Genomic DNA, 23,640 nt, shown 5'->3' with positions numbered 1-23,640 from the left:
GTGGTGAGCGCACCGAACGAGCCGGGTCAACCCGGACCGAGTGAGGGCCCGGCCAACGGGACCGGCTCGGCCGAGCGGACCGGTCCCCGACTCACCAACGGTGAGTCCGGCGAGGCCCCACCGTGGCAGCGCGGTGCTGCGCGAGCGCGGCAGGGCGGCGCACCCCAGCGACCGGCCGGTGAGGGGCAACCTCGCCAGGCGCAGCCGGGAGGCCCGGGCCTCGAGCAACGGGTGAACCGCTTCATCAGCGGCACCGCCGCACCCGATCAAGGGTCGGGCGGTCCGCAACAGCCGGAGCGCAAGCCGGAGCCGCGGGCCGAACTTCGTCCCGACGCCAGGCCCGAACCTCGTCCGGAAGCCAGGCCGGAGCCGCGCGCCGAGGGCAACCGTCCCGAGGGCTACGTCAGCGAGCTACCGGATCTGTCGGGCGTTACCCCGCCCAAGCCGGTTGCGCAGCAACGCAAACCGGCGCCCGAGCAGCCGACGCGATCGGCCGGGCCGTCCACCCGCGTTCAGGTCGGTGCCAACCGCGCTCGCGGACCGGTGCGGGCCAGCATGCAGATTCGGCGTATCGATCCGTGGAGCGCACTGAAGGTGTCGCTGCTGCTGTCGGTGGCGTTGTTCTTCGTGTGGATGGTCGCGGTGGCGTTCCTGTATCTGGTGCTCGGCGGTATGGGCGTGTGGAGCAAGCTGAACAGCAACGTCGGCGACTTGCTGACGGCCACCAGCGGTGGTGGCGGCGAGCTGGTGTCCAGCGGCGCGATCTTCGGCGGAGCGGCGCTCATCGGGCTGGTGAACATCGTGCTGCTGACGGCGATGGCCACCGTCGGAGCGTTCATCTACAACCTCAGCACCGACATCGTCGGCGGTATCGAGGTCACGCTGGCCGACCGGGACTAGCGCCGGTGCACCGGTTTGGGTGCAGCACCTCCGGTGCGGTAATCTCGGCGCTCGGTCGTATGCAAATACGGGCCTATAGCTCAGGCGGTTAGAGCGCTTCGCTGATAACGAAGAGGTCGGAGGTTCGAGTCCTCCTAGGCCCACGATGTCTCGGTCATCGGGAAGGGCGCCCGTGCGGATTGCATTGCTGTTGGCAATGTTGGTCGCGGGCGCCGCGGTCATTCGGGCCCGCCGCGGCGAGGTCTGGCACACCCTCGACGAGTGAGACGTACGGGGCCTTAGCTCAGTTGGTAGAGCGCTGCCTTTGCAAGGCAGATGTCAGGAGTTCGAATCTCCTAGGCTCCACAAGAATGGCGCGAGGCGCAATCAGCCCCTGGCCGGTACCGCCAGGCGACGCGGAAGCGTCTTCTTGCACCGGCGACAGGTGAACGTGTCCTTGTCGATGAACAGCGTCTGCTCGTGGCTGCAGATCGCGCACTTGACCTTCTGATGCGAAAGGCTCCCCCAACCCATGCCGAACATAATGCACGTTAGGGCGGACCCGGCAAAGCAAAATCGCTGACAGACCGCAATATGTAATTGAGTAGTTCAGCAAACTAAGATTCGGCGCTGTCGCGGGCAGGGCGATCGCGACCGCAAATGTTGTTGCGCAGCAACCGGACTCAATACCCAGCGGCATACCGACGGCTGGCAACAGCCGCCCGGCTGCCGGGTCAAATCTTCGGCGACACCTCGACGCTCGGCGGCCGGGGCGACGGCTCGGGCGTCGACGACCGTCGTGCGATTACGAACGCCACAGCCCCGCCGACGGTTGCCAGCCCCAGGAAGCCGAACACGAACAGCCGCCGACGCCGCCGATGCCGCGCGGTGCGGACGTCCTGAAGTATTTGGGGAAGCTCGGCCACCACCTGCTTGACCGCTTCGACCTCGGCGCCGACCTCCTGCTGCACGGCACGGGCCTCCCGAGCCCGGCGCCGGAGCGCGACCGCGGCCGATTCCGCTGAACGCGCGGTGATGCCCGCGACGCCGCGGGTGATGTCCACCGGGCCGACGGCGGTGTAGTGCAGTCCGCGGTTCAGCCGCTCCCGCGATGTGAGCGTGGGTTCACTCTTGCGGCCCATTTCGTCCTCCCGACACCGGCGCAGCGTTGATGCCGTCAACACTGCCACAGCGCCACGGGGGTGGCCGCGGGATCGGGCACCGGCTGCTAGTGGCACACTGAGTTCCCGTGACGAGCGACATCGCAACCGCAACAGCGACCCTGCACACGAACCGCGGCGACATCAAGATCGCCCTGTTCGGTAACCACGCCCCCAAGACCGTCGCCAACTTCGTTGGTCTGGCTCAGGGCACCAAGGAGTACTCGACGGAGAACGCGTCGGGCAGCACCTCGGGCCCCTTCTACGACGGCGCCGTCTTCCACCGCGTCATCGACGGATTCATGATCCAGGGCGGTGACCCGACGGGTACCGGCCGCGGCGGCCCGGGCTACAAGTTCGCCGACGAGTTCCACCCGGAGCTGCAGTTCGACAAGCCCTACCTGCTGGCGATGGCCAACGCAGGACCGGGCACCAACGGCTCACAGTTCTTCATCACTGTGGGCAAGACCCCGCACCTGAACCGTCGGCACACCATTTTCGGTGAGATCGTCGACCCCGAATCGCAGAAGGTCGTCGACGCGATCGCCACCACGGCGACCGATCGCAACGACCGGCCCACCGACGATGTGGTGATCGAGTCGATCACCATCTCCTGACCGCGCATTGAGGCAGTACTGAGGGCGAGGATTCCGCGGAATCCTCGCCCTCAGTGCGTTCTCAACGGGCTAGTGGCGGCCGGCGAATCCCGCGTCGGTCAATGCGTCCAGAACATCGACCGGGTTGGTTCCCAGGTCCCACCGACTGAGCACGATCAGCCGGTCGGCGGTCGTGTCGATCTCCAGTAGACGCGTCTTGCGGCCGAGCCGGCGGAACTCGGTGATCCGGATCAGTGTGATGTCGGATCGCCGCAATGTCTGGGCGCTGAACCATCCGCGATACACCAGCGCGTCACCGGTGATTGCCAGCCGGGGTCGCGCTCGCCATGATCCGACCGCGAAGGCGACCAGTCCGAGCGCAGCAATGCCGGTGAGAATCCGGCCAGGCACATCTGTGATGACGGTCACACAGACGATTGCCATCAAGAGACCGCCGATCCCCAGAGCTGCGATGGCAGCAGTTTTCGGGGCCCACTCAGTTTGCTGCATGGCTGCCCCCGGCACCTCTACCGCGTGGTATGCAGTTATCCACAGGTGCTATCAACAATGGGGATGAATCACACGCGTGTGATTGGGTGACCAGGAGGTTGCCAGCCTGGGAACGGCGTTCGCACAGCATGGGGCCGCCGAGGTGTCGCAGCCGCTCAGCGCCACCGCATCGTCAGCAACAACCCGGAGATCATGAAGCCGAAGGCGATCGCATAGTTCCAGGGGCCCAACTTGGCCATCCACTGCAGCGCGCTCGGGGTGTCATACCCGGACGCGGCCAACTGGAACACCAGCAGCCAGGCCAGCCCGATCAGCATCAGGCTGATGAACAGCACCACGAACCACACGCTCGACGGTCCGGCCTTCACCTTGACCGGAGTGCGGCTCACCGGATTGACCGTGAAGTCGTTTTTCTTGCGAACCTTGGACTTGGGCATGGGTACCTTCGGGACGGGATCTTCTGCGACGATGGTGCGCAGATCGCTTATGAGATTAACGCAGCGGCGCCGTGACCCGACAATTCCGGCGGCAGCGACGACGGGTGCCACGCGCTCGCCGTGGCGGTTCGGCGTCCCGGTGGTGTGCCTGTTGGCGGGCGTACTGCTGGCTACCACCCACGGTGTGTCCGGCGGCAGCGAGATCCGCCGCAGCGACTCCCCCCGGCTCGTCGACCTGGTGCACGACGCGCAGCAGTCGGTCGACCGGCTCAGCGCTCAGCGCGACGCCCTGGCGTCCCAGATCGACTCCACCCACGGCGGCGCATCCGGCACCGCGCTGGCGGCCATGCAGGCCCGCGCCGACGAGCTGGCTGCCACTGCCGGGCTGAATCCGGTACACGGGGCCGGCCTGGTGGTCACCCTCTCCGACGCACAGCGCGACGCCAATGGGCGCTTCCCCCGCGACGCCTCCCCCGACGACCTGGTGGTCCACCAGCAGGACATCCAGGCCGTCCTCAACGCGCTGTGGAGCGCCGGCGCCGAGGCGATCCAGATGCAGGATCAGCGCATCATCGGGACGTCCGCTCCGCGATGCGTCGGCAACACCCTGTTGCTCAACGGGCGTACGTACAGCCCGCCGTACAAAATCATGGCGATCGGCGACGCGTCCGCCATGCAGGCCGCACTGGCGTCGGCTCCCCTGGTCACGCTGTACAAGCAATACGTCGTGCGGTTCGGCCTGGGCTACAGCGAGCAGGTCCGCGACGACGTCCAGGTCGCCGGCTACACCGAACCGGTGCGGATGCGCTACGCCCAGCCGGCGGGTCCGGTGGGCTACTGACCTGCACCACCCCAGGTAACCTGGCCTGATGCAGGTTTTGGTCGTCGACAATTACGACAGCTTCGTGTTCAACCTCGTCCAGTATCTGGGGCAGCTCGGGGTCGACGCACAGGTCTGGCGCAACGACGACGAGCGCCTGGCCGACGAAGCCGGCGTCGCCGCCGAATTCGACGGGATCCTGCTCAGCCCGGGACCCGGCACGCCGGAACGGGCCGGAGCGTCGATCCCGCTGGTCCGTGCGTGCGCCACGGCGGGCACCCCGCTACTGGGCGTGTGCCTCGGGCACCAGGCGATCGGGGTGGCTTTCGGCGGCACGGTCGACCGCGCACCCGAGCTGCTGCACGGCAAGACCAGCACCGTCTACCACACGAATATCGGTGTGCTGCACGGACTTCCGGACCCTTTCACGGCGACGCGCTATCACTCACTGACGATTTTGCCGGAGACCATGCCGGCCGAACTCGAGGTGACCGCGCGCACCGAGGGCGGTGTTGTCATGGCTGTCCGCCACGTCGAACTACCGATCCACGGTGTGCAGTTCCACCCGGAGTCGATCCTGACCGAGGGCGGTCACCGGATGCTGGCCAACTGGCTGGGCTACTGCGGGCAGGCCCCCGAAGAGTCGCTGGTGTGCCGACTCGAGCAAGAGGTCGCCGACACCGTGCGGCATGCCCTCGGCGGGCAGGAGCGCAGCGACCGGGGAATTAACATCGGCGGGCAGCAACCCTTAGAAGCTACGACGCAAAGCTGAGGGTAAGAGAGTCACTGAACTTGACCGGCGTGCCCGGCGCCGGACTCTGGGTCACCACAGCATGGGACGGCTGACCGCTGTTCTGCACGTCACCGCCCTTGTCGAGTATCCCCGTCCACCCCAACGCCGCTAGCCGCTGTGAGGCGTCAGTCCAGAACATGCCCCGCAGGTCGGGCATCACGAACTGATTGCCCTTCGACACCTTGATCTGGATCACGGTGTCCTGAGGCACGGTCTGGCCGTTGGGGGGATCGGTACCGACCACCTGCCCGGACGGCTCCGTGCTGTCGGTCGGAACCGGCAGCGTCTTGAGGAATCCCGACGCCGTGAGGATCTGTTGAGCGACGTCGACCGTCTGCCCCGCGACCACCGGTACCTCGGCGGTCTGCGGGCCGTTGCCGACGACCACGGTGATCTCGTTGGTGATCGCCGACGTCTGGTTGGCCGGCGGAATCGTGGACAGCACCTTGTCCTTCAGCTCCGGCGCGGAAGCTGAGGCCGTCTCCTTGAACTTGGAGAAGCCGGCGTCCTTGAGCTTCTGGACGCATTCGCCGTAGGACAGGTTGTTGGAGCAGTCCGGAACCTCGCGCTGCTCAGGGCCGGTCGACACGTTGATCACGACTTCGTCGCCGGCGCTGGCCTGTGAGTTGGCCGCCGGATCGGTGTCGATGACATTCTGCGGGGGCACGGTGTTGTCCGGCTTCTGCTGAGTGCGGATCTTGAAGCCCTTGTTCTGCAGGGCGGCGATCGCGTCGGCCTGGCTCTGCCCGCGCACATCGGGTACCTGCAGATTGCGGGGATTACCGCTGACCATGTTGATCCCGATGGTCACCACCACGGTCAGGATGGCCAGCACCGCGACGACGATCAGCCAGCGGCCGATGGACCCGCCTGCCCGGTCACTCTCGACAAGAGCGCCGTGCCGCGGGATCTCGTCGGTGTCGTCCCTGCGGGAGGGCGCCGCCGGCGCCGCGTTGAGCAGCGAGGTCCGTTCGGCGGCGCTGAGCACTTTCGGCGCCTCGGGAGCCTCGCCGTTGTGCACCCGCACCAGGTCGGTGCGCATCTCGGCGGCCGTCTGGTAGCGGTTGTCCGGATTCTTGGCCAGCGCCTTGAGCACCACCGCGTCCAGCTCCGGCGAGATGCCCGAATGCTTCTGCGACGGCGGCACCGGATCCTCGCGGACGTGCTGATAGGCAACTGCCACCGGCGAATCACCGACGAAAGGCGGCTCGCCGGTCAGGATCTCGTAGAGCACGCAGCCCAGCGAGTAGACGTCGGAGCGGGCGTCGACCGGTTCCCCGCGGGCCTGCTCGGGCGAGAGGTATTGCGCCGTCCCGATGACCGCCGCGGTCTGGGTGACGCTGTTGCCCGCGTCGGCCAGTGCCCGCGCGATGCCGAAGTCCATCACCTTCACCGCGCCGGTCTTGGAGATCATGATGTTCGCCGGCTTGACGTCGCGGTGGATGATGCCGTGCTGATGGCTGAAGTTCAGCGCCTGGCAGGCGTCGGCGATGATCTCGATGGCCCGGCGGTACGGGATGGGGCCGTCGGTGTGGACGATGTCGCGCAGGGTCACGCCTTCGACGTACTCCATCACGATGTACGGCAGCGGACCGTTGGCGGTCTCGGCCTCGCCGGTGTCGTAGACGGCCACGATCGCGGGATGGTTCAGCGCGGCGGCGTTCTGCGCCTCGCGGCGAAACCGCAGGTAGAAACTCGGGTCGCGGGCCAGGTCGGCGCGCAGCACCTTGACCGCGACGTCGCGGTGCAGGCGTGTGTCGCGGGCCATGTGCACCTCGGACATGCCGCCGAAGCCGATGATCTCGCCCAGCTCGTAGCGGTCGGACAGGTGCTGTGGGGTGGTCATCGTGGTTTCTCGTCGGTGTGAACAGCCTCGGACAGCGAGCCAACATCCACGCTGGCAGCGCTGAATCGGGGTACCCCGATCTGTCCTCCAGGATTACCGGCGATGTGGTGATCCGTCCAACCTGACGGCGCCGCCTGGCTGGTGGGGGTGACGGTGTCGGTGACCGTCTGCTCGACGGGCTTGTTGTCTTTGCGGTCCCGGTCGGCCAGCACGATCAGGATGGCGCTGATGATCGCCAGGGCGCCCAGCACGCCGGCGGCCCACAGCAGCGCCCGCTGGCCGGAGGAGAAGGTGCGACGCGGCGGCGGCGGGCGGTGACTGCCGGTGTTGGCCCGCGGCCGCATCCCGGTCGCCGGCGCAGCAGGCAGCCGCGGCGAACTGCCCGGGATCGCGGCGGGGGTGGCCCGAATGGTCGGCGCAGAGTTGGGCCGCGGGGGACGCCGGCCCGCCCTGACGGCGGCGGTCGCGTCGGCGAACTGTCCACCGTTGCGATAACGCATGCCCGGGTTCTTCACCAGGGTGATCTCGATCAGCTCGCGCACGTTGGGCGGCAGGTCAGCAGGCAGCGGCGCAGGCGTTTCCTTGATGTGCTTCATCGCCACGGTCAGCGCACCGTCACCGGTGAAGGGCCGCTTACCCGAAACCGCCTCGTAGCCAACAACTCCCAGCGAGTACACGTCACTGGCGGCGGTGGCGTCGTGACCCAGCGCCTGCTCGGGGGCGATGTACTGGGCGGTGCCCATCACCATGCCCGTCTGGGTGACCGGCGCCGCGTCGACGGCTTTGGCGATACCGAAGTCGGTGAGCTTCACCTGGCCGGTCGGCGTGATCAGGATGTTGCCCGGCTTGACGTCGCGGTGAACCAGCCCGGCGGCGTGGGCGACCTGCAACGCGCGGCCGGTCTGCTCGAGCATGTCCAGCGCGTGGCGCAGCGACAACCTGCCGGTGCGCTTGATGACGGAGTTCAGCGGCTCACCGTTGATCAGTTCCATCACCAGGTAGGCGGTGCGGCCCTCGCCGTCCATGTCGGTCTCGCCGTAGTCGTGCACGGCCGCGATGCCGGGGTGGTTGAGCATGGCGACGGTGCGCGCCTCGGCGCGGAACCGCTCGACGAACTCGGGGTCCGACGAGAACTCCTGCTTGAGCACCTTCACCGCGACCCGGCGTCCCAGCCGGCTGTCGACGGCCTCCCACACCTGGCCCATACCGCCGGTCGCGATCAGCCGCTGCAGCCGATACCGGCCGGACAGCGTGACTCCAACGCGGGGACTCATGGTGCCCCCTGCAATGCCGCGGCGATCGTCGCCCGGCCGACCGGGGCGGCCAACGCGCCGCCGGTGGCGTTCAACCGGTCACCACCGTTTTCGATCAGCACCGCGACCGCCACTTTGGGGCTCTGTGCTGGGGCGAAGGCGATGTACCAGGCATGGGGCGGAGTGTTGCGGGGGTCGGTTCCGTGTTCCGCGGTCCCGGTTTTGGATGCGATCTGCACGCCGGGGATCGCCCCTTTCTGCTGGGTCATCTGTTCGGCGCCGATCATCAAATCCGTAAGTTTAGCGGCGACCTGCGTCGATACGGCACGCCGCTGTTGCTGAGGTGCTGCCGTGCTGATATTCGACAGGTCCGGCCCCTTGAGGCTGTCCACCAGGTAGGGCTGCATCATCACACCGGAGTTGGCGATCGTCGCCGCCACCAACGCATTCTGCAAAGGTGTCACCGCCACGTCTTTCTGACCCATGCTCGACATCCCCAGCGCGGCGGCGTCGGCGATCGGGCCGATGGTCGACTCCGCTACCTCCAGCGGGATCGGCGCTGGTGGGCTGTCGAACCCGAACGCCTGCGCGGTGTTGCGCAGAGCGTCAGCACCCACCCGGATACCCAATTCCACGAACGCGGTATTACACGAGCGGGCAAACGCCTCCCGCAGAGACGCGGTGGGGGCGTTGCCGCACGGGGTGCCGCCGTAGTTCTCCAGGGTCGCGGTGCTGTTCGGGAGCTGGATCTGGGGGGCGCTGGTGAGCTGATCGTTGTCGGTCACACCGTTCTGCAACGCCGCCGCGGTGGTGATCACCTTGAACGTCGACCCGGGTGGGAAGGTCTCGGCGATGGCCCGGTTGGTCAGCGGCGAGGCGGGGTCGTCGCGTAGCTGCTGCCAAGCGGCGCCCTGTTCTTCGGTGTCGTGGGTGGCCAGCAGGTTCGGGTCGTACGACGGCGAGGACACCATCGCCAAAATCTTTCCGGTGGACGGCTCCAGGGCCACCACCGAGCCGCGGCATCCACCGGTGCAGCCCCGCTGCATCGCTTCCCACGCGGCTTGCTGAATACGCGGCACGATCGTGGTGTCGACGTTGCCGCCGCGCGGGTCGCGGCCGGTGAAGAAGTCGGCCAGCCGGCGGCCGAACAAGCGCTGATCGGAGCCGTTGAGGATGCCGTCTTCGGCGCGCTCGAGCCCGGTGCTGGAGTAGCGCAACGAGTAGAACCCCGTAATCGGTGCGTAGACCAGGGGATTCGGATAGACGCGCAGGAAGCGGTAGTGGCCGTTGGTAGACACCGAGTAGGCCAGCAGCTGACCGCCCGCGGTGATCTGGCCGCGCTGGCGGGAGTACTCGTCGAGCAGCACACGCTGGTTGCGGGGGTCGGCGCGCAGACCATCGGCGCGGAAGACCTGGGTGATCGTCGCGTTGAGCAACAGCAGCACGATCAACGCCATGATCATCACCGAAACGCGGCGCAGGGAAGTGTTCATACGCGCTCGATCACCTCGGTGCTCGACGACGCGATCGGCGCATGCGGATTGGTGATGATCGGGCGGCGGGCGGCGTGCGAGATCTTCACCAGGATGGCCAACAGCAGATAGTTGGCCACCAGCGACGAGCCACCGTAGGACATCCACGGTGTGGTCAGGCCGGTCAGCGGGATCAGCCCGGTGACACCGCCGACGACGATGAACAGCTGGATCGCCAGCGTCGAGGCCAACCCGGCGGCCAGCAGCTTGCCGAAGCTGTCGCGTACGGCGATCGCAGTGCGCAGCCCACGCACGATCACGATCGCGTAGAGCATCAGCACACCGGCCAAGCCGACCAGGCCCAGCTCTTCACCGACCGCGGCGATGATGAAGTCCGTCGACGCGGCGGGCACGGTGCCCGGCTGGCCGTTGCCCAGCCCGGTGCCGAAGATGCCGCCGGTGGCAAAACTGAACTGCGACTGCACCATTTGATACCCGGTGCCCTCGGGGTCGCCGAACGGATCCAACCAGGTCTGAACCCGCACGCGCACATGGCCGAACAAGTAGTAGGCCACCACGCTGCCTGCGCCGAACAGCGTCAGTCCGATGACCACCCAGCTGAACCGCTCGGTGGCGATGTAGACCATCACCAGGAATGAGGCGTACAGCAGAAGCGAAGTGCCCAAGTCCTTTTCGAACACCATGACACCGACCGAGACGATCCAGGCCACCAGCAGTGGCGCCAGGTCGCGCGGGCGAGGCACGTCGGTGCCGAGGAAATGCTTGCCGGCGCTGGTGAACAGGTCGCGCTTGGCCACCAGCACCGCGGCGAAGAAGATCAACAGCAGGATCTTGGAGAACTCAGCAGGCTGAATGCTGAAGCCGGGGAACCGAATCCAGATCTTCGCACCGTTGGTCTCGGAGAAATGACTGGGCAGCAGCGCGGGGATCGCCAGCAGCACAAGCCCGACCAGACCGCAGGTGTAGCCGTAACGGGCCAGAATGCGGTGGTCTTTGAGGAACACGACCACCAGCGAGAAGCCGAGCACGCCGACCAGCGTCCACAGCATCTGCTGTTCTTCGCTGGGTCCGCGTTGCGGGGCGATCGCGCCGCCGATGAGGTCGAGGCGGTGGATCATCACCAGGCCGAGCCCGTTGAGCAGCGCGACAACGGGTAGCAGGACCGGGTCGGCGTAGGGCGCGAACCGCCGGATGGCCAGGTGCGCGCACACGAACAAGGTGAGGAACGCCAGCGTGGAACTGGCCAGATCCCAGCTGATGCCCTGCTCCTGGTTGGCCTCCACGATCAGCAGTGCCACGACGGTGATGAAGGTTGCGAAGCACAGCAACGCCAGTTCGGCATTGCGGCGGGTCGGTGTCGCCGGCGCCAGCGCGACGGGTGCCTGCGGCTGGGTACTCATGCCGCCGCCCGGCAGTCGGTGCCCGGCTTCTGCGGCGCTGCGGGTAGTTGGGTCACCGTCGGAGCGGGGCTCGGCGCAGGCGTCGGAGCAGCCGAAGGCGTTGGGGCGACGCCACTTTCAGTGGGAGATGGGGCGAGGCTCGACGAGGCCACCGGCGGCGATGGCGTGCTCGGCGACGGTGCGGGGGCCAGCGAGGAGGTCGACGAGGAGGTCGGTGCGGGCGCCGACGGCGAGGTCGACGCGGCCGTGGGAACGGGCGCCGGCCCCGGCGCGGGAGATGCGCTCGGAGCCGGAGTCGGGGTGGGGGTCGGTGTGCTGGTCGGGGGCGGCGCGCACGGGGGCAGCACCGAGCTGTGCGCCAATTCCCGCAGCTGCCCGATTGCATCATCGAGGGTTCCGGCCGGGAGCCCGGCCGAGACCTGCGCGCGCTCCGAGGGCCGAAGATCCTGCAATCGCATCAGTTGGCAGCCCAGCGAGTCGGTCGGCTGGCCATAGCTGATCTGCGACAGCTCGTTGCGGTCGTTGAGGCAGCCCAGCAGGTACGGCTCCTGCAGCTGATAACCCAGGATCGAGCCCTGGATACCGCGCATGATCGCGACGGTGCCGTTTTCAGCGCTGACGTAGTAATTGCTGCGGATGATCTGCCGGCCGACCGCGACCCCGGCGAGGACCACCAACAGGACCAGGGCGGCGACGATGATCATCCGCCGCCGCGAGCGGGGCTTGGGCGGCGGCTCAGGCTCGGCCACAACGCGCTTGGCGGGCGCAGGCCGGGGGTTGAAGGCCGACGCGCGCCCGGCTGCGGTGTTGGGCGGGGCGACGTGGTCGTCGTCCCCCGAAACCGCACCGGCCAGGATCGGCTGGGTCTGGCCGCCGTAGTCATGGTCGACGACATCGGCCACCACCACGGTGACGTTGTCCGGTCCGCCGCCGCGCAGCGCCAGTTCGATCAGCCGGTCAGCGCTCTCGGCGACGTCGTCGATCTGCAGTGCTTCCAGGATGGTCTCCTGGCTGACCGGGTCGGACAAGCCGTCGGAGCACAGCAGATAGCGGTCGCCTTCTTTGGCTTCCCGCATGATCAGCGTCGGCTCGACCTCGTGACCGGTGAGCGCGCGCATGATCAGCGAGCGCTGCGGATGGCTGTGGGCCTCCTCCGCGGTGATGCGCCCCTCGTCGACGAGGGTCTGCACGAAGGTGTCGTCCTTGGTGATCTGGGTCAGCTCGCCGTCGCGCAGCAGATACCCGCGGGAGTCACCAATGTGGACAAGGCCAAGTCTGTTGCCCGCGAACAGGATTGCGGTCAGCGTGGTACCCATGCCCTCGAGCTCGGGCTCCAGTTCGACGTGCGCTGCTATCGCGGTGTTGCCGTCGCGCACCGCGGAGTCGAGTTTGCTCAGCAGATCGCCGCCGGGCTCGTCGTCGTCGAGGTGCGCCAGCGCGGCGATCACCAGCTGGGAGGCCACCTCGCCGGCCGCGTGGCCGCCCATCCCGTCGGCCAGGGCAAGCAGGCGCGCGCCCGCGTAGACGGAGTCCTCATTGTTGGCGCGCACCAGGCCGCGGTCACTGCGGGCGGCGTAGCGAAGGACAAGGGTCACGGGCGCAACTCGATCACCGTCTTGCCGATGTGCACCGGTGTGCCAATCGGAACGCGTACTGCCGTCGTCACCTTCGCCCTGTCGAGGTATGTGCCGTTGGTCGATCCTAGGTCTTCCACGTACCAGTCGGCACCGCGTGGCGACAGCCGGGCGTGCCGGGTCGAAGAGTAATCATCGGTCAGTACCAGCGTGGAGTCATCAGCGCGGCCGATCAGCACCGGCTGGGTGCCCAAGGTGATCCGGGTGCCTGCCAGCGCTCCATCGGTGACCACCAGGTAGCGGGCGGCGTGCCGTTGCTGGCGGGACGGCAACAGCGTGCCCCGCAGCGCCAGGCCCCGGCGGACCATCACCGCGCCGGTCGGCGCGTAGATGTCATTTCGCAGGACGCGGAGCACCGACCAGATGAACAGCCACAGCAACAGCAGGAAGCCGGCGCGCGTCAGCTGCAGAACTAACCCCTGCATCTGGCGTCCTCTCCGTCCTCGTGCCCCGCTCGCCGTCCCCGCGATACCAGCAGGCACCGGGCCGACTTCGGCACCGTCACGATACTTGGACGCCGGTGGGTACGCGGGTGAAGCCACTCCGCGTCAACCAAGCTGAGACCTTCGCCGACCTCAGTGAACGCGGACGATGATCTCGGAGTGCCCCAGCCGGATGACGTCGCCGTCGGCCAGCTGCCACTCCTGCACCGGGGCGTTGTTCACCGTGGTCCCGTTGGTGGAATTCAGGTCGGACAGCAGCGCAACCTGGCCGTCCCACCGGATTTCCAGATGCCGGCGCGAGACGCCGGTGTCGGGCAGCCGGAACTGGGCATCCTGGCCGCGGCCGATCACGTTGGCACCCTCGCGCAGCTGATAGGTGCGTCCGCTGCCGTCGTCGAGCTGCAGGGTGACCGCGTGTCCGGCGGACGGGTATTCGCCCTGGGCGGGCGGCTGGGCGTACCCGCCGTAACCGCCACCGGCGGGCTGGCCGTAGTCGTAGTCCCGCCCGGCGGGTTCGGCGTAGCCGCCCTGCTCGTAGCCGCGGCCTGCCGGCTGACCGTAGTCCGGCTGGCCGTACTCCTGGCGGCCGTAGCCGCCGGCGGGCTGGCCGTAGCCCTGCTGCTCATAGCCACCCTGGTCGGGGTAGGCGGGGCGAGGCTCGGGACGGCCGTAGCCGGCGTCCTCGTGACGGCCCGGACCGCGGCCGTAGTCATAGTCGCCGGCCGGCGGACCCTGAGGTGCGTAACCGCCACCCTGCGGCGGGCCGTAGGACGGGGCGCCGTATCCCGGCGGCGGGCCCTGCCGGTAGCCCTGGTCATAGCCCTGGCCCTGGTCGTAGCCCTGGCCGCCGTAGCCGCCGGCCGGGGGACGCTGCTCGGGAGCCTGGCCGTACCCCTGGCCGCCGCCGTATCCGCCCTGCTCGGGGTAGCCGGGCCGCTGGCCGTAGCCCTCGTTGGGCGGGGGCGCGTAGCCGCCTTGCTCGGGCGGGTACGGGCCGCGCTGCTCGGGGACGCCGCGCTGCTCGTCCTGCGGGCGCGGGTAGCGCTCGTCGTAGTAGTCGTCGCCGGGCCGCCCCTGACCCTGGTCGCCTCGGTAGGTGGGGTCGTTGCTCATCGCTGGTACTCCTGGTTCTGCGGTGTACGCCTGGTTCGATTCTGGCGGGGCGGTTGTGGCGAGGGACGGGTGGGGGTCGACGTCAGGGTTGACGACGCCGCGCGCACGGTACTGGCCGGTGTGCAGATTCGGCGACTGCTCGAACCTGACGACCAGCTCACCATACGTTTGCCATCCCTGATCACGGATGTAGCCGCCCAAGTGTTTGGCAAAAGTGTCCGTGGTGAGATCGCGATCGGCGCTGACCTTCTCGAAGTCAGCTGCACTGAGGGTAATGACGTACTCGTTCGGGGCCAAAAATCGTTCATGGGGCAGGGTTTGCACACCCGCAGAGGCTTCCCGCCGGAGGGCGGCTTCCACCTCTGCCGGGACAATCGATCCGCCGAAGACCCGGGCGAACGCGTCGCCCACGGTGTTCTCGAGTCTGCGCTCGATGCGTTGAACCAGACCTCTCTGGTTACTCATCTCACCGCCTAGCTCGAGTACATGTGCGTGTTGCGTCGACGCTCGTTCACCTTGATGCTATCGGCCCAGGTCGACGCGCCGTCACCATGAGAATTCTGAGAATCGTGTTAGACCAGGTCAGGGCATCGGGGATGGCACTGTGACGGGGGCCGCTAGGCTGGTCTGAGCCGCGGGCGCGAGTTGAGGTGCACCCCCTCGACCGTGATACGCTCCCCCGGTTGTTTTGGGCGAGTGGCGGAATGGCAGACGCGCTGGCTTCAGGTGCCAGTGTCCTTCGGGACGTGGGGGTTCAAGTCCCCCTTCGCCCACACACACAGTGGAGAAAAACCCCGGCTTCCGGCCGGGGTTTTTCCATTGACGGCGCGCTCGTCGACCCGGTGTTATCGCCGAACAGCGCGATCTTGCTCAGGCGTGCCCGGCGTGATTCGTGCCGGACGGCGGGTCGTCGTCGGGATCGATGACGTTGCCGTACTCGTCGACCCACGGGGCAGAGGAGTTCGGGCGTAGCCGTAGTAGTGGCCGGTCGGCGACCACAGGAACGCGACCAGCGCCGCTTTGGCGATGACGATCAGCACCGTCACCGGCGGAGCGGCCGGAGGGTAGTCACCCGACCACGGTAGCCCCGGCCAGCGACGACCGAAGATCACCGGGCGGCGTGACTTACCTGATTTCCGCCGGCGCGCTTGGCCGCGTACATCGCGGCATCGGCCGCCTCGACGAGTTCGTCGAGGAGCCTCAAGTTGACTTGTGAGCCGTTTCTCAACGGCGCGCAGGCGGTGCCGATGCTCGCCGTCACCGGTACCGGCAACTCGGCGATGGCTCGGCGAAGCCGCTCTGCAATCACCTCCGGTGGCTCGGGGTGGTCGACGTCGGCGATGACGAATTCTTCGCCGCCGGACCTGCCGATGATGGCGGAGTGTCCGCAGTTGTCGGCCAGCGCTGCGCTGATCCTGATCAGCGCGGCGTCGCCGGCCGCGTGGCCCGCGGTGTCGTTGAGGTTCTTGAAGCTGTCCAAATCGATGACGATGACCATCAGCCGGCCGGCCTCGGTGTCGTTGCGCATGATCAGCTCGTAGGCCGATTGGTGGAACGACCGTCGGTTGTGCAGCCCGGTCAGGGGATCGCGGCCGGAGCTGCGCAGGTCGGACCGCAGCGTCTGGGCCAGCGACAAGACTCCGAACGGCAGGCCCACGTTGAGTGTCGCCACGATCGCGAACGCCGCTGCCATCAGATAGATGTCGCCGGTCGATAAAACGAGTCGGGTGGCCAGAATCAGCGCGCAGACGACGGCGACCGCGCCGTTGGCGATCACCTCGTGGACGGTGTGGAAATAGGCGACGAAGCCGCCGATCACGGCGAACGTCGCGCACCCCATCAGGCCCACGTAGTCGTTGGAATAGGACAGCGCGGCGGCGGCGATGGTCGCGGTGGAGGTGAACGAGAACACCAGTGATTGGCGGCGGGTGGGCCAGTGCAGCAGAAACGGCACGGCTGCCGCGAACGCCAGCGCGGCCGCGACGACGCAGATCGTCACCGCTACCGGGCCCTCGGGACCCTGCGGGCTCTTGATCATCAACGCGGTCGACGATGCGAGAGCCAGGGTCGCGGTGAAGATCAGCGTCCGCCAGATCCCCTGCTCGTCGCGGTCATGCAGGTAGACGCTGATCCAGTCGTATTGGTCGGCGTGCCGGGGTGGCAGCGCTCCCCACCGAAGCATGTGTCATCCCCATTCCTACGGGAAGTCGTGCCGTGATTGCGGAATCAATTTTGCCAGCTATGAGCCGAAGTGCTCAGTCCTTGGTTTCTCGTCAGATCCGGCAACGGCGTTTCGGCAGTTCTAGCGCGGAATCAGCGACTCCGCGAGCGCCCGGTGGTCTCTGTCAGCGGTCGACGCGGGCGGGTCGGCTGATCCGCGTCTGGTTGCCGCCGGCCCGCTTGGCCGCGTACATGGCGGCGTCGGCGGTCCGGATCAGATGGTCCATCGTGGCGGCACTGTCCCAGCGCACGATGGCCGCGCCGACGCTGGCGGTCACCGGTTGGGGTAGGGCGGCGACCGCCAGGCACAGCTGGGCGGGCAATTCCTCGGCCAGCTCGGCCGGCACGGCGTCGACCACGATGAACTCCTCGCCGCCGAACCGTCCGATGATCGCCGAGCTGTTGCTGTTTTCGCGAAGCGCCCAGCCCACAGCGGTCAGCGCCTGGTCGCCGGCGATATGGCCGTAGGCGTCGTTGAGCTTCTTGAACTTGTCGAGATCGATCATCACGACGATCAGGTGAAGATCGTTCCCGGGCGATGTCAGCAGCAGCGTCGCCCGCTCGTAGAAGGCGCGCCGGTTCAGGACACCGGTGAGCGGGTCTTGATCAGAGCGCACCACATCGGCGCCCATGGTGCGCATCACCGCTTGGATCGCCAACGGAAAGGCGAGGTTCAGTTCGACCACCAACCACCAGCCGGCCGCGGCGACAGCCCAGCCGTAATCCGGGACCACCCGGATCGCGCACAGCGCGCTGACCGCCATGCCGAGGACGACGATGAATGTGATCGCTTTCGAGTTGTGGAAGAACGCGGCGTATCCACCGATGATGGCCAAGCCGCCGCAGCCCATCAGAGCGACCATCGGATAGGACTGCATGACGCAGCCGACGGCGACGAGTGAACTGCCGAAACAGGCCATCCGCAGCGATTGCCGCCGGGTCAGCCAGCCGCGCAGCCACAGCGTGCAGTAGGTGATCCCGGTGAGCACCGCGGCGGCGCCGAACGTCCACGCCCAGATCGGCGGCACGTTGCGCATGGTCGGGGTGGCTGCGCCCATCAACATCAGGCCAATCGAGATGAGGGCCATCAATACCCTGGTGGGCCATGCCAGGCCGCGCGCCCTCAAATACCCGGACAGCCATTCGAATTGATCGGGTAACCGCCACCATCGCGCGAGCGGCCCCCCGGCCTGGTTGCCCGGTCCGACGGCCCGCTGTTCGGTCACCGCGCCGTCGCTCCCCGCATGGCGTTCACGGTAATACGAGCAAATCGATAGCGAGGCGAAATATCAACGCCGGCAGAAAATAGATCCTGCGTGAGCCGACTCGGGCGGCCGGGTGCCGTCTCGGGCGGCGTTCGACTGGCTAACCTGTTTGGATGGGCACGCACACGATCCCCGGCGGAGTTGTGCACAAGCTTCCGGCAGATTTGCGGACTGCGCTGCTGGGCAACGAGACCGCGCTGGCGGCCTGGAACGACATCACGCCCCTGGCGCGCAACGAGTTCATCTGTTGGGTCGAGGACGCCAAGCAGCAGAAGACTCGCGAGCGGCGGATCCGCCGCACCCAGGAGGAACTCGAAGAAGGTATGCGCCGGCCATGCTGCTGGCCGGGCTGCAAGCACCGGGAGCGAACCGGCAAGCCTTAGCGGCGGGGTGTGAGCCCGCGCAGCAGTACCGCCAACCCGTACTCGAATGCGTCGTCGGCCCGCGCGGGCTTGGGCGCTCCGGTCGCCAGCGCGGCGGCCAGTTCGGGGCCGACCTCCGCACCTGATTCCCACGGCTCCTCGGGCGCGGCCAGATCCAGGGCCGACCCCAGCACGAAGCAGTCCATCAAAGTGATGGCCCGCAGCGTGTCGGCGGCGTCGAACCCGGCGCGGTGCAGGGTCACCGCCAACATGTTGTACATCCGGATGGCGTGGCTGCTGTTCACGGCGTAGGCGGTCAGTAGGGGAATCAGCCGGGGATATCGGGCGTAGCTGCGGCGGTAGGACCGCAGGATGTCGGCCACCGCCTCGGCCCACGGTCGGTCCGGTTGGTCGTCGGGAAGCTGCACCTCGGACATCGCGCGCTCCCGCAGCAGCTCGACGATCTGACCGCGGCCGGACACGTGGTTGTACAGCGATGACGGACTGACCTGCAGTTTCCGCGCAAGGTCGGGCATGGTGAATTCGCCGGTGGCACGCACCAGGTCCATGGCGGCCGATGCGATCCGGTCGGTCGACAACAGCGGTGTCGGCGGACGGCCCATCAAAGTCTCTCTTCCTCTTGCGAAGAAGTATGAGCCAGTTCACACTAAAACGAAATAGATTCGTTTTAGGAGTTCGATGATCACCTTGACTGCCCGAGCGCCCGAACCGCTGTCCCGGTCGGCGCCCTCACAGCGCCCGCCGCTGCGGGTCGGCCTGGTCCAGCACCGGTGGCGACCGGACCGTGTGGAACTCCTCGCCACCGTGCGTGCCGGCATCGACACCGCCGCGGGTGAGGGTGCGTCGGTGGTCTTCCTGCCGGAGATCACCTTGCTGCGCTATCCGGCAGATCGCCCGGCCGGTGCCAACCCCTCGGCACTTGCCGAGGATCTGGAAAACGGCCCCACCTTCGACCTGGCGGCAAGCGCGGCGCGGGCCAACGGGATCTTCGTGCACGCCTCGCTCTACGAACGCACTCCCGATATGCACGACGGCCTGGGCTACAACACCGCGATCCTGGTCTCCCCCGGCGGCGAACTCGTCGGCCGGACCCGCAAGCTGCACATCCCGATCTCGGCCGGCTACTACGAGGACACCTATTTCCGGCCCGGCCCCGACGCCGACCCGTATCCCGTCTATGCGCCGGACGGGCTGGACGCTCGCATCGGTATGCCGACCTGCTGGGACGAATGGTTCCCCGAGGTCGCGCGGAACTACTCGCTCGCCGGCGCCGAGGTGGTCGTCTACCCCACCGCCATCGGATCCGAGCCGGTCTTCCCCGACTTCGACACCCGGCCGCTGTGGCAGCAGGTCATCGTGGCCAATGGCATCAACAGCGGTCTGTTCATGGTGGTGCCCAATCGGGTCGGCGACGAAGGAACCGTGACGTTCTACGGGTCCTCCTTCATCTCCGATCCGTACGGCCGGGTACTGGTGCAGGCACCGCGCGACGAGGAGGCCGTCCTGATCGCGGACCTCGATCTCGATCAGCGCCGAGATTGGTTGGAGCTCTTCCCTTTCCTGTTGACTCGACGGCCTGACACCTACGCCGCGCTGACCCGGCCCGTGGTCGCCGACGAGCCCTACGGTGCCGGTCACGCCGCGACGGCGGTGGTCAAGTGAGCTCGACGCTGTTCACCGGCGGTGTGGTGTGGACCGGAACCGGCGTCGAGACCGAGGCGCTTTTGGTCACCGATGGAGTGGTGCGCGCGTTGGGCGACGACGCCCGAGAGATGGCCGCCGGAACGGACTGCGAGCACGTCGACCTCGCCGGCGGGTTCCTGATGGCGTCCTTCGGCGACGGCCACGCACATCCGCTGTACGGCGGGCTGGAAGCAGTCGGGCCGCCGGTCCGTGGCTGCGGCAGCATCGACGAAATCGTCACCGCGGTCAAGGTTTACGCCGAGGACCACCCGGACGAGGAATGGATCGTCGGCGCATCGTATGACGGCAGCCTGGCCGAGGGCGGACTGTTCGATGCCCGATGGCTCGACGCCGCGGTGCCGGATCGCCCGGTGGTGCTGCGGGCCTGGGACTACCACACAGTGTGGTGCAACACCGCGGCCATCGAGCGTGCCGGCATCACCGCCGACACACCTGACCCGGTGCTCGGCGAAATCCCCCGCCGGCCGGACGGCTCCGTGCTGGGCACGTTGCGGGAATGGGGCGCAACAGATTTGGTGATGAACGTGATGCCGCCTCGTGACGAGCGGCAGCGCATCGGCGCGCTGGGCACAGCAGCCGACTACTACCTCGCTCGTGGCGTCACCTGGGTGCAGGACGCCTGGGTCGAACCGGGTGATGTGGCCACCTACGTCGAGGCGGCCCGCCAGGGAGTACTGCGCATGCGGTTCAACCTGGCGTTGTACGCCGACCCGCGGCACTTCGATTCGCAGATCGAGCAATTCGCGGCCTCGCGGCGAGCCGTCGAGGATGCGGGCTCGCCGCTGCTGACCGCGAACACGGTCAAGTTCTTCGCCGACGGCGTCGTCGAGAACGAGACGGGTGCCTTGCTGGCACCGTATTGCTCGGGGCTGCACAGCCACGGTATGCAGAACTGGGAGGGCGACTCACTCGCCGAGGCGGCCCGCCGGGTCGATGAGCTCGGACTGCAGATCCACATCCACGCCATCGGCGACGCCGCCGTCCGCCAGGCCCTCGACGCGATCGAGTACACCGTGTCGCACAACGGGATTCGGGACCGCAGGCCGGTGATCGCCCACGTCCAGCTGGTGGACGACACCGATATCGGCCGGTTCGCGGAGCTTGGCGTCATCCCCAACATGCAGCCGTTGTGGGCGCAGATGGACGCGCTGATGACGGTGCTGACCATCCCGCGGCTCGGGGTCGAACGCAGCGACCGGCAGTACCAGATGCAAACGCTGAACCGATCCGGCGCAGCGCTGGCGTTCGGCTCGGACTGGCCGGTGTCCTCGGGTGCCCCACTGGACGGCATCGCCGTGGCGACGTCCCGGCTCACCGCCGAGGGCCAGCCCGACGGCGGTTGGACACCGCACGAGATCGTGCCGATCGAACGCGCGCTGTCGTCGTACACCGGCGCCGTCGCCTACCAGGCCTACGCCGAAAACACCTGGGGAGTGATCACTCCCGGCGCCAGCGCCGATCTGGTGTGGCTTGACCAGGACCCGCGGAACACACCGCCGCTGGATCTGCCGCGCGTGGGCATCCACGCCACATACTTGCGCGGTGCGCAGGCCTACCGGGCTGACGAAGGAAAGGTACGACCATGACCGCGGAATTCATCGCCGACCCCCATGAGGGGCACCTGAAACGAGCGCTCGGCCTGCCGTCGCTGGTGCTGTTCGGCTTGGTGTACATGGTCCCGCTGACGGTGTTCACCACCTACGGCATCGTCACCGAAACCTCGGGCGGCCGGCTGCCGCTGGCCTACATCGTCACGCTCATCACGATGGTGTTCACCGCGCTGTCCTACGCGCGGATGGCCGCGGCGATACCGGTCGCGGGTTCGGCATACACCTACACCCAGCGGACTTTCGGCGCACCCGTCGGCTTCCTGGCCGGGTGGTCGCTGCTGCTGGACTACCTGTTCCTGCCGATGCTGAACTATCTGGTCATCGGGCTCTACCTGAACGCGGCGCTCCCGGCACTCCCGGCGTGGGTCATCGTCCTTGTGTCGATAGCGATCGTCACGGTGCTCAACATCATCGGCATCGTGTCCGTCGCGCGGGCCAACTTCCTCATTATCGCCATCCAGGCGATCTTCATCGTGGTGTTCGTTGCCCTCGCAGTCGCCAAGACCACCGGCTACGGAAGCGTCGACCTGCTGGCACCCTTCACCGGTGACGGCACCGCGGGTGGCATGAGCCCGATCCTGGCCGGGGCGGCGATCCTGTGTCTGTCGTTCCTCGGTTTCGACGCCGTCTCCACGTTGTCCGAGGAGGCACGTGACGCCAAACGCACGGTGCCGCAGGCGATCATGATCGCGACGATCGTGTCGGGGATCATCTTCATCCTGCTGTCCTATGTGTCGCAGCTGGTGTTCCCGTCCAACAAGTTCGCCGATGTGGACACCGGTTCGACCGACGTGATGATGGCCGCGGGAGGGGCGTTCGTCAACACCTTCTTCACCGCGGCATACGTGGCCGGTGCGCTCGGTTCGGCGTTGACCTCGCAGGCGTCGGTCGCCCGGATCCTGTACGCGATGGGCCGTGACGGCATCCTGCCGCGCAAGGTCTTCGGGCATGTGTCCGCCAAGTACAGCACCCCGGTGTACGCCATTCTCACCGTCAGCGTCATCTCGCTGCTCGCGATCTGGATCGACCTGACGATCCTGGCGTCGGTCGTCAGCTTCGGTGCGCTGGTGGCGTTCTCGGTGGTGAACCTGTCGGTGATCAAGCACTACTTCGTCGACATGCGGGAGCGCAACATCCTGCTCAACGTGATCGCTCCCCTGATCGGCTTCTTGCTCACCGCCTGGCTGTGGACCAGCCTGTCGGGCTCCGCGCTGACGATCGGGTTGATCTGGCTGGCAATCGGATTCGTCTGGCTGCTGGTCGTCACTCATGGCTTCCGCCGGCCCACCCCGGTGTTGGATCTGGAATACGAGTGAGCCCGCAGGGCTCGGACCCGCTGGCGGGCTACCCCGTCGCCGCCCCGCCCCTGCGGGGGCGGGTGTGGTTCGACCAGAGCTGGCTGGACCTGACGTTCGTGCACTGGCCGGTGCGTCCGGCCGACGTCGCGCACCTCTACCCGGCCGGCGCGCGTCCGGATGTGTTCGAGGGTGTGACGTACGTCGGGCTGGTGCCGTTCCGGATGGGTTACACCGCAATCGGTCCGACCCCGCCGGTGCCGTACTTCGGTTCCTTCGCCGAAACGAATGTGCGGCTCTATTCGGTGGATGACGCGGGACGGCACGGCGTGCTGTTCCGGTCGCTGGAAGCCGCCCGGCTGGCGGTGGTTCCGGCGATCCGCATCGCCATGGGAATTCCGTACACCTGGGCCCGGATGCGGATCACCCGGACACCCGAGCAGATCAGCTACGACAGTGTCCGGCGCTGGCCGCGGCGCGGGCTGCGCAGCCGGGTAACGGTGTGCCCGGGCGAGCCGGTCGAGCCGACCGCGTTGGAAACCTGGCTGACCGCGCGCTGGGGCGCCCACACCCGCAAGGCCGGCCGGACCTGGTGGGTGCCGAACTATCACGGCCCGTGGGCTCTGCAGTCGGCGCGGGTGGTGGACCTCGACGACGAGCTGGTCGCCGCCGCCGGGGTGCGCACCGCCGGGGAACCGCTGCGTGCGCTCTACTCCCCCGACATGCGAACGCAGTTCGGCCGTCCGATCGCGGTCGGCTGAGACCGCATTCGCAGTAAGCTCACAG

General features: G+C 67.5%; 24 protein-coding genes and 3 tRNA genes. 12 read left to right on the top strand and 15 right to left on the bottom strand.

Annotated elements, in window-relative coordinates; genetic code table 11:
• Nucleotides 1-3: 3 nt before the first annotated feature.
• From AB4879_RS08260 to AB4879_RS08250, 3 genes are all read left to right on the top strand, one after another.
• Nucleotides 4-900 (top strand): DUF3566 domain-containing protein, encoded by an 897-nt coding sequence (locus AB4879_RS08260; RefSeq protein WP_370507207.1) that lies wholly within the window; start codon nucleotides 4-6, stop codon nucleotides 898-900.
• A gap of 69 nt (nucleotides 901-969) precedes the next feature.
• Nucleotides 970-1,043: transfer RNA gene (locus tag AB4879_RS08255), tRNA-Ile, on the top strand.
• Nucleotides 1,044-1,172: 129 nt separating this feature from the next.
• Nucleotides 1,173-1,245, top strand: a tRNA-Ala gene (locus AB4879_RS08250).
• A 21-nt stretch (nucleotides 1,246-1,266) separates the two neighbouring features.
• On the opposite strand, the gene AB4879_RS08245 is transcribed toward AB4879_RS08250, so the two are convergent.
• Both AB4879_RS08245 and cwsA read right to left on the bottom strand, forming a co-directional pair.
• On the bottom strand, nucleotides 1,267-1,413 hold the full coding sequence (locus tag AB4879_RS08245; protein ID WP_370507206.1) for a hypothetical protein: 147 nt from the start codon (nucleotides 1,411-1,413) through the stop codon (nucleotides 1,267-1,269).
• 200 nt (nucleotides 1,414-1,613) lie between these two features.
• Nucleotides 1,614-2,021 (bottom strand): cell wall synthesis protein CwsA, encoded by a 408-nt coding sequence (gene cwsA, locus AB4879_RS08240; protein WP_370507205.1) that lies wholly within the window; start codon nucleotides 2,019-2,021, stop codon nucleotides 1,614-1,616.
• Between the two features lie 107 nt (nucleotides 2,022-2,128).
• Here cwsA and AB4879_RS08235 point away from each other — a divergent pair, with 107 nt between their 5' ends.
• Nucleotides 2,129-2,656: a peptidylprolyl isomerase gene (locus AB4879_RS08235; protein ID WP_036342285.1), complete on the top strand. Its 528-nt coding sequence runs from the start codon at nucleotides 2,129-2,131 to the stop codon at nucleotides 2,654-2,656.
• A 69-nt stretch (nucleotides 2,657-2,725) separates the two neighbouring features.
• Here AB4879_RS08235 and AB4879_RS08230 read toward each other — a convergent pair whose 3' ends face one another.
• Together AB4879_RS08230 and crgA are read right to left on the bottom strand one after the other, a co-directional pair.
• Nucleotides 2,726-3,145, bottom strand: coding sequence for a PH domain-containing protein (locus AB4879_RS08230; RefSeq protein WP_370507203.1), 420 nt, complete (start codon nucleotides 3,143-3,145; stop codon nucleotides 2,726-2,728).
• 155 nt (nucleotides 3,146-3,300) lie between these two features.
• The gene (gene crgA, locus AB4879_RS08225; RefSeq protein ID WP_036342287.1) at nucleotides 3,301-3,582 is read right to left on the bottom strand and encodes a cell division protein CrgA; all 282 of its coding nucleotides are present in this window, start codon (nucleotides 3,580-3,582) and stop codon (nucleotides 3,301-3,303) included.
• A 49-nt stretch (nucleotides 3,583-3,631) separates the two neighbouring features.
• On the opposite strand from crgA, the gene AB4879_RS08220 reads away from it, so the two are divergent.
• Nucleotides 3,632-4,423 (top strand): DUF881 domain-containing protein, encoded by a 792-nt coding sequence (locus AB4879_RS08220; RefSeq protein WP_370507202.1) that lies wholly within the window; start codon nucleotides 3,632-3,634, stop codon nucleotides 4,421-4,423.
• 28 nt (nucleotides 4,424-4,451) lie between these two features.
• Nucleotides 4,452-5,174: an aminodeoxychorismate/anthranilate synthase component II gene (locus AB4879_RS08215; protein WP_370507201.1), complete on the top strand. Its 723-nt coding sequence runs from the start codon at nucleotides 4,452-4,454 to the stop codon at nucleotides 5,172-5,174.
• On the opposite strand, the gene pknB is transcribed toward AB4879_RS08215, so the two are convergent.
• The 7 genes from pknB to AB4879_RS08180 all read right to left on the bottom strand — a co-directional run bounded on the left by pknB (nucleotide 5,158) and on the right by AB4879_RS08180 (nucleotide 14,842).
• Nucleotides 5,158-7,041, bottom strand: coding sequence for a Stk1 family PASTA domain-containing Ser/Thr kinase (gene pknB, locus AB4879_RS08210; RefSeq protein ID WP_370507200.1), 1,884 nt, complete (start codon nucleotides 7,039-7,041; stop codon nucleotides 5,158-5,160). The two genes, AB4879_RS08215 and pknB, sit on opposite strands and share 17 nt — an antisense overlap.
• On the bottom strand, nucleotides 7,038-8,315 hold the full coding sequence (locus AB4879_RS08205) for a protein kinase (protein ID WP_370507199.1): 1,278 nt from the start codon (nucleotides 8,313-8,315) through the stop codon (nucleotides 7,038-7,040). Before AB4879_RS08205 ends, pknB begins: the two co-directional genes overlap by 4 nt.
• Entirely contained in the window at nucleotides 8,312-9,787 is a 1,476-nt protein-coding gene (gene pbpA, locus AB4879_RS08200; protein ID WP_370507198.1) for a D,D-transpeptidase PbpA, read from the bottom strand. The genes AB4879_RS08205 and pbpA overlap by 4 nt, the downstream gene beginning before the upstream one ends.
• Nucleotides 9,784-11,187 (bottom strand): FtsW/RodA/SpoVE family cell cycle protein, encoded by a 1,404-nt coding sequence (locus tag AB4879_RS08195; RefSeq protein ID WP_102805810.1) that lies wholly within the window; start codon nucleotides 11,185-11,187, stop codon nucleotides 9,784-9,786. The genes pbpA and AB4879_RS08195 overlap by 4 nt, the downstream gene beginning before the upstream one ends.
• Nucleotides 11,184-12,782, bottom strand: a complete 1,599-nt coding sequence (locus tag AB4879_RS08190; RefSeq protein WP_370507197.1) for a PP2C family serine/threonine-protein phosphatase — start codon at nucleotides 12,780-12,782, stop codon at nucleotides 11,184-11,186. The genes AB4879_RS08195 and AB4879_RS08190 overlap by 4 nt, the downstream gene beginning before the upstream one ends.
• Nucleotides 12,779-13,246: an FHA domain-containing protein gene (locus tag AB4879_RS08185; protein ID WP_370507196.1), complete on the bottom strand. Its 468-nt coding sequence runs from the start codon at nucleotides 13,244-13,246 to the stop codon at nucleotides 12,779-12,781. The genes AB4879_RS08190 and AB4879_RS08185 overlap by 4 nt, the downstream gene beginning before the upstream one ends.
• 150 nt (nucleotides 13,247-13,396) lie before the next feature.
• Nucleotides 13,397-14,842 (bottom strand): FhaA domain-containing protein, encoded by a 1,446-nt coding sequence (locus AB4879_RS08180; protein ID WP_370507195.1) that lies wholly within the window; start codon nucleotides 14,840-14,842, stop codon nucleotides 13,397-13,399.
• Nucleotides 14,843-15,067: 225 nt separating this feature from the next.
• Between AB4879_RS08180 and AB4879_RS08175 the strand changes: the two genes are divergently transcribed.
• Nucleotides 15,068-15,150: transfer RNA gene (locus AB4879_RS08175), tRNA-Leu, on the top strand.
• Between the two features lie 72 nt (nucleotides 15,151-15,222).
• On the opposite strand, the gene AB4879_RS08170 is transcribed toward AB4879_RS08175, so the two are convergent.
• From AB4879_RS08170 to AB4879_RS08160, 3 genes are all read right to left on the bottom strand, one after another.
• The gene (locus AB4879_RS08170) at nucleotides 15,223-15,489 is read right to left on the bottom strand and encodes a hypothetical protein (protein WP_370507194.1); all 267 of its coding nucleotides are present in this window, start codon (nucleotides 15,487-15,489) and stop codon (nucleotides 15,223-15,225) included.
• Nucleotides 15,486-16,559, bottom strand: a complete 1,074-nt coding sequence (locus AB4879_RS08165; RefSeq protein WP_370507193.1) for a GGDEF domain-containing protein — start codon at nucleotides 16,557-16,559, stop codon at nucleotides 15,486-15,488. Before AB4879_RS08165 ends, AB4879_RS08170 begins: the two co-directional genes overlap by 4 nt.
• A 163-nt stretch (nucleotides 16,560-16,722) precedes the next feature.
• The gene (locus tag AB4879_RS08160) at nucleotides 16,723-17,823 is read right to left on the bottom strand and encodes a GGDEF domain-containing protein (protein ID WP_370507192.1); all 1,101 of its coding nucleotides are present in this window, start codon (nucleotides 17,821-17,823) and stop codon (nucleotides 16,723-16,725) included.
• Nucleotides 17,824-17,975: 152 nt separating this feature from the next.
• Here AB4879_RS08160 and AB4879_RS08155 point away from each other — a divergent pair, with 152 nt between their 5' ends.
• Nucleotides 17,976-18,245, top strand: coding sequence for a YdeI/OmpD-associated family protein (locus AB4879_RS08155; protein WP_370507191.1), 270 nt, complete (start codon nucleotides 17,976-17,978; stop codon nucleotides 18,243-18,245).
• On the opposite strand, the gene AB4879_RS08150 is transcribed toward AB4879_RS08155, so the two are convergent.
• Nucleotides 18,242-18,847 (bottom strand): TetR/AcrR family transcriptional regulator C-terminal domain-containing protein, encoded by a 606-nt coding sequence (locus tag AB4879_RS08150; protein ID WP_102805803.1) that lies wholly within the window; start codon nucleotides 18,845-18,847, stop codon nucleotides 18,242-18,244. The two genes, AB4879_RS08155 and AB4879_RS08150, sit on opposite strands and share 4 nt — an antisense overlap.
• 76 nt (nucleotides 18,848-18,923) lie before the next feature.
• Here AB4879_RS08150 and AB4879_RS08145 point away from each other — a divergent pair, with 76 nt between their 5' ends.
• Genes AB4879_RS08145 through AB4879_RS08130 form a run of 4 tightly spaced genes read left to right on the top strand, consistent with a single transcriptional unit; the run spans nucleotide 18,924 to nucleotide 23,615 of the window.
• Nucleotides 18,924-19,907, top strand: coding sequence for a nitrilase-related carbon-nitrogen hydrolase (locus AB4879_RS08145; protein WP_370507190.1), 984 nt, complete (start codon nucleotides 18,924-18,926; stop codon nucleotides 19,905-19,907).
• On the top strand, nucleotides 19,904-21,535 hold the full coding sequence (locus tag AB4879_RS08140) for an amidohydrolase (protein WP_370507189.1): 1,632 nt from the start codon (nucleotides 19,904-19,906) through the stop codon (nucleotides 21,533-21,535). Before AB4879_RS08145 ends, AB4879_RS08140 begins: the two co-directional genes overlap by 4 nt.
• Nucleotides 21,532-22,875: an APC family permease gene (locus AB4879_RS08135; RefSeq protein WP_102805800.1), complete on the top strand. Its 1,344-nt coding sequence runs from the start codon at nucleotides 21,532-21,534 to the stop codon at nucleotides 22,873-22,875. The genes AB4879_RS08140 and AB4879_RS08135 overlap by 4 nt, the downstream gene beginning before the upstream one ends.
• The gene (locus tag AB4879_RS08130; protein ID WP_370507188.1) at nucleotides 22,872-23,615 is read left to right on the top strand and encodes a YqjF family protein; all 744 of its coding nucleotides are present in this window, start codon (nucleotides 22,872-22,874) and stop codon (nucleotides 23,613-23,615) included. The genes AB4879_RS08135 and AB4879_RS08130 overlap by 4 nt, the downstream gene beginning before the upstream one ends.
• Nucleotides 23,616-23,640 lie beyond the last annotated feature (25 nt).

The sequence above is a fragment of the Mycobacterium sp. SA01 genome (assembly GCF_041287105.1).
Taxonomy (GTDB): domain Bacteria; phylum Actinomycetota; class Actinomycetes; order Mycobacteriales; family Mycobacteriaceae; genus Mycobacterium.
The sequence above is the reverse complement of the archived record's forward strand: the minus strand, read 5'-3'. Positions and strand labels throughout refer to the sequence as shown.

Coding starts and splice junctions, on each gene's coding strand:
- AB4879_RS08245 (WP_370507206.1), bottom strand. CDS start 1,413: ATGGGTTGGGGGAGCCTTTCGCATCAGAAGGTCAAGTGCGCGATCTGC.
- cwsA (WP_370507205.1), bottom strand. CDS start 2,021: ATGGGCCGCAAGAGTGAACCCACGCTCACATCGCGGGAGCGGCTGAAC.
- AB4879_RS08230 (WP_370507203.1), bottom strand. CDS start 3,145: ATGCAGCAAACTGAGTGGGCCCCGAAAACTGCTGCCATCGCAGCTCTG.
- crgA (WP_036342287.1), bottom strand. CDS start 3,582: ATGCCCAAGTCCAAGGTTCGCAAGAAAAACGACTTCACGGTCAATCCG.
- AB4879_RS08220 (WP_370507202.1), top strand. CDS start 3,632: ATGAGATTAACGCAGCGGCGCCGTGACCCGACAATTCCGGCGGCAGCG.
- AB4879_RS08215 (WP_370507201.1), top strand. CDS start 4,452: ATGCAGGTTTTGGTCGTCGACAATTACGACAGCTTCGTGTTCAACCTC.
- pknB (WP_370507200.1), bottom strand. CDS start 7,041: ATGACCACCCCACAGCACCTGTCCGACCGCTACGAGCTGGGCGAGATC.
- AB4879_RS08205 (WP_370507199.1), bottom strand. CDS start 8,315: ATGAGTCCCCGCGTTGGAGTCACGCTGTCCGGCCGGTATCGGCTGCAG.
- pbpA (WP_370507198.1), bottom strand. CDS start 9,787: ATGAACACTTCCCTGCGCCGCGTTTCGGTGATGATCATGGCGTTGATC.
- AB4879_RS08195 (WP_102805810.1), bottom strand. CDS start 11,187: ATGAGTACCCAGCCGCAGGCACCCGTCGCGCTGGCGCCGGCGACACCG.
- AB4879_RS08185 (WP_370507196.1), bottom strand. CDS start 13,246: ATGCAGGGGTTAGTTCTGCAGCTGACGCGCGCCGGCTTCCTGCTGTTG.
- AB4879_RS08180 (WP_370507195.1), bottom strand. CDS start 14,842: ATGAGTAACCAGAGAGGTCTGGTTCAACGCATCGAGCGCAGACTCGAG.
- AB4879_RS08165 (WP_370507193.1), bottom strand. CDS start 16,559: ATGCTTCGGTGGGGAGCGCTGCCACCCCGGCACGCCGACCAATACGAC.
- AB4879_RS08155 (WP_370507191.1), top strand. CDS start 17,976: ATGGGCACGCACACGATCCCCGGCGGAGTTGTGCACAAGCTTCCGGCA.
- AB4879_RS08150 (WP_102805803.1), bottom strand. CDS start 18,847: ATGGGCCGTCCGCCGACACCGCTGTTGTCGACCGACCGGATCGCATCG.
- AB4879_RS08145 (WP_370507190.1), top strand. CDS start 18,924: ATGATCACCTTGACTGCCCGAGCGCCCGAACCGCTGTCCCGGTCGGCG.
- AB4879_RS08135 (WP_102805800.1), top strand. CDS start 21,532: ATGACCGCGGAATTCATCGCCGACCCCCATGAGGGGCACCTGAAACGA.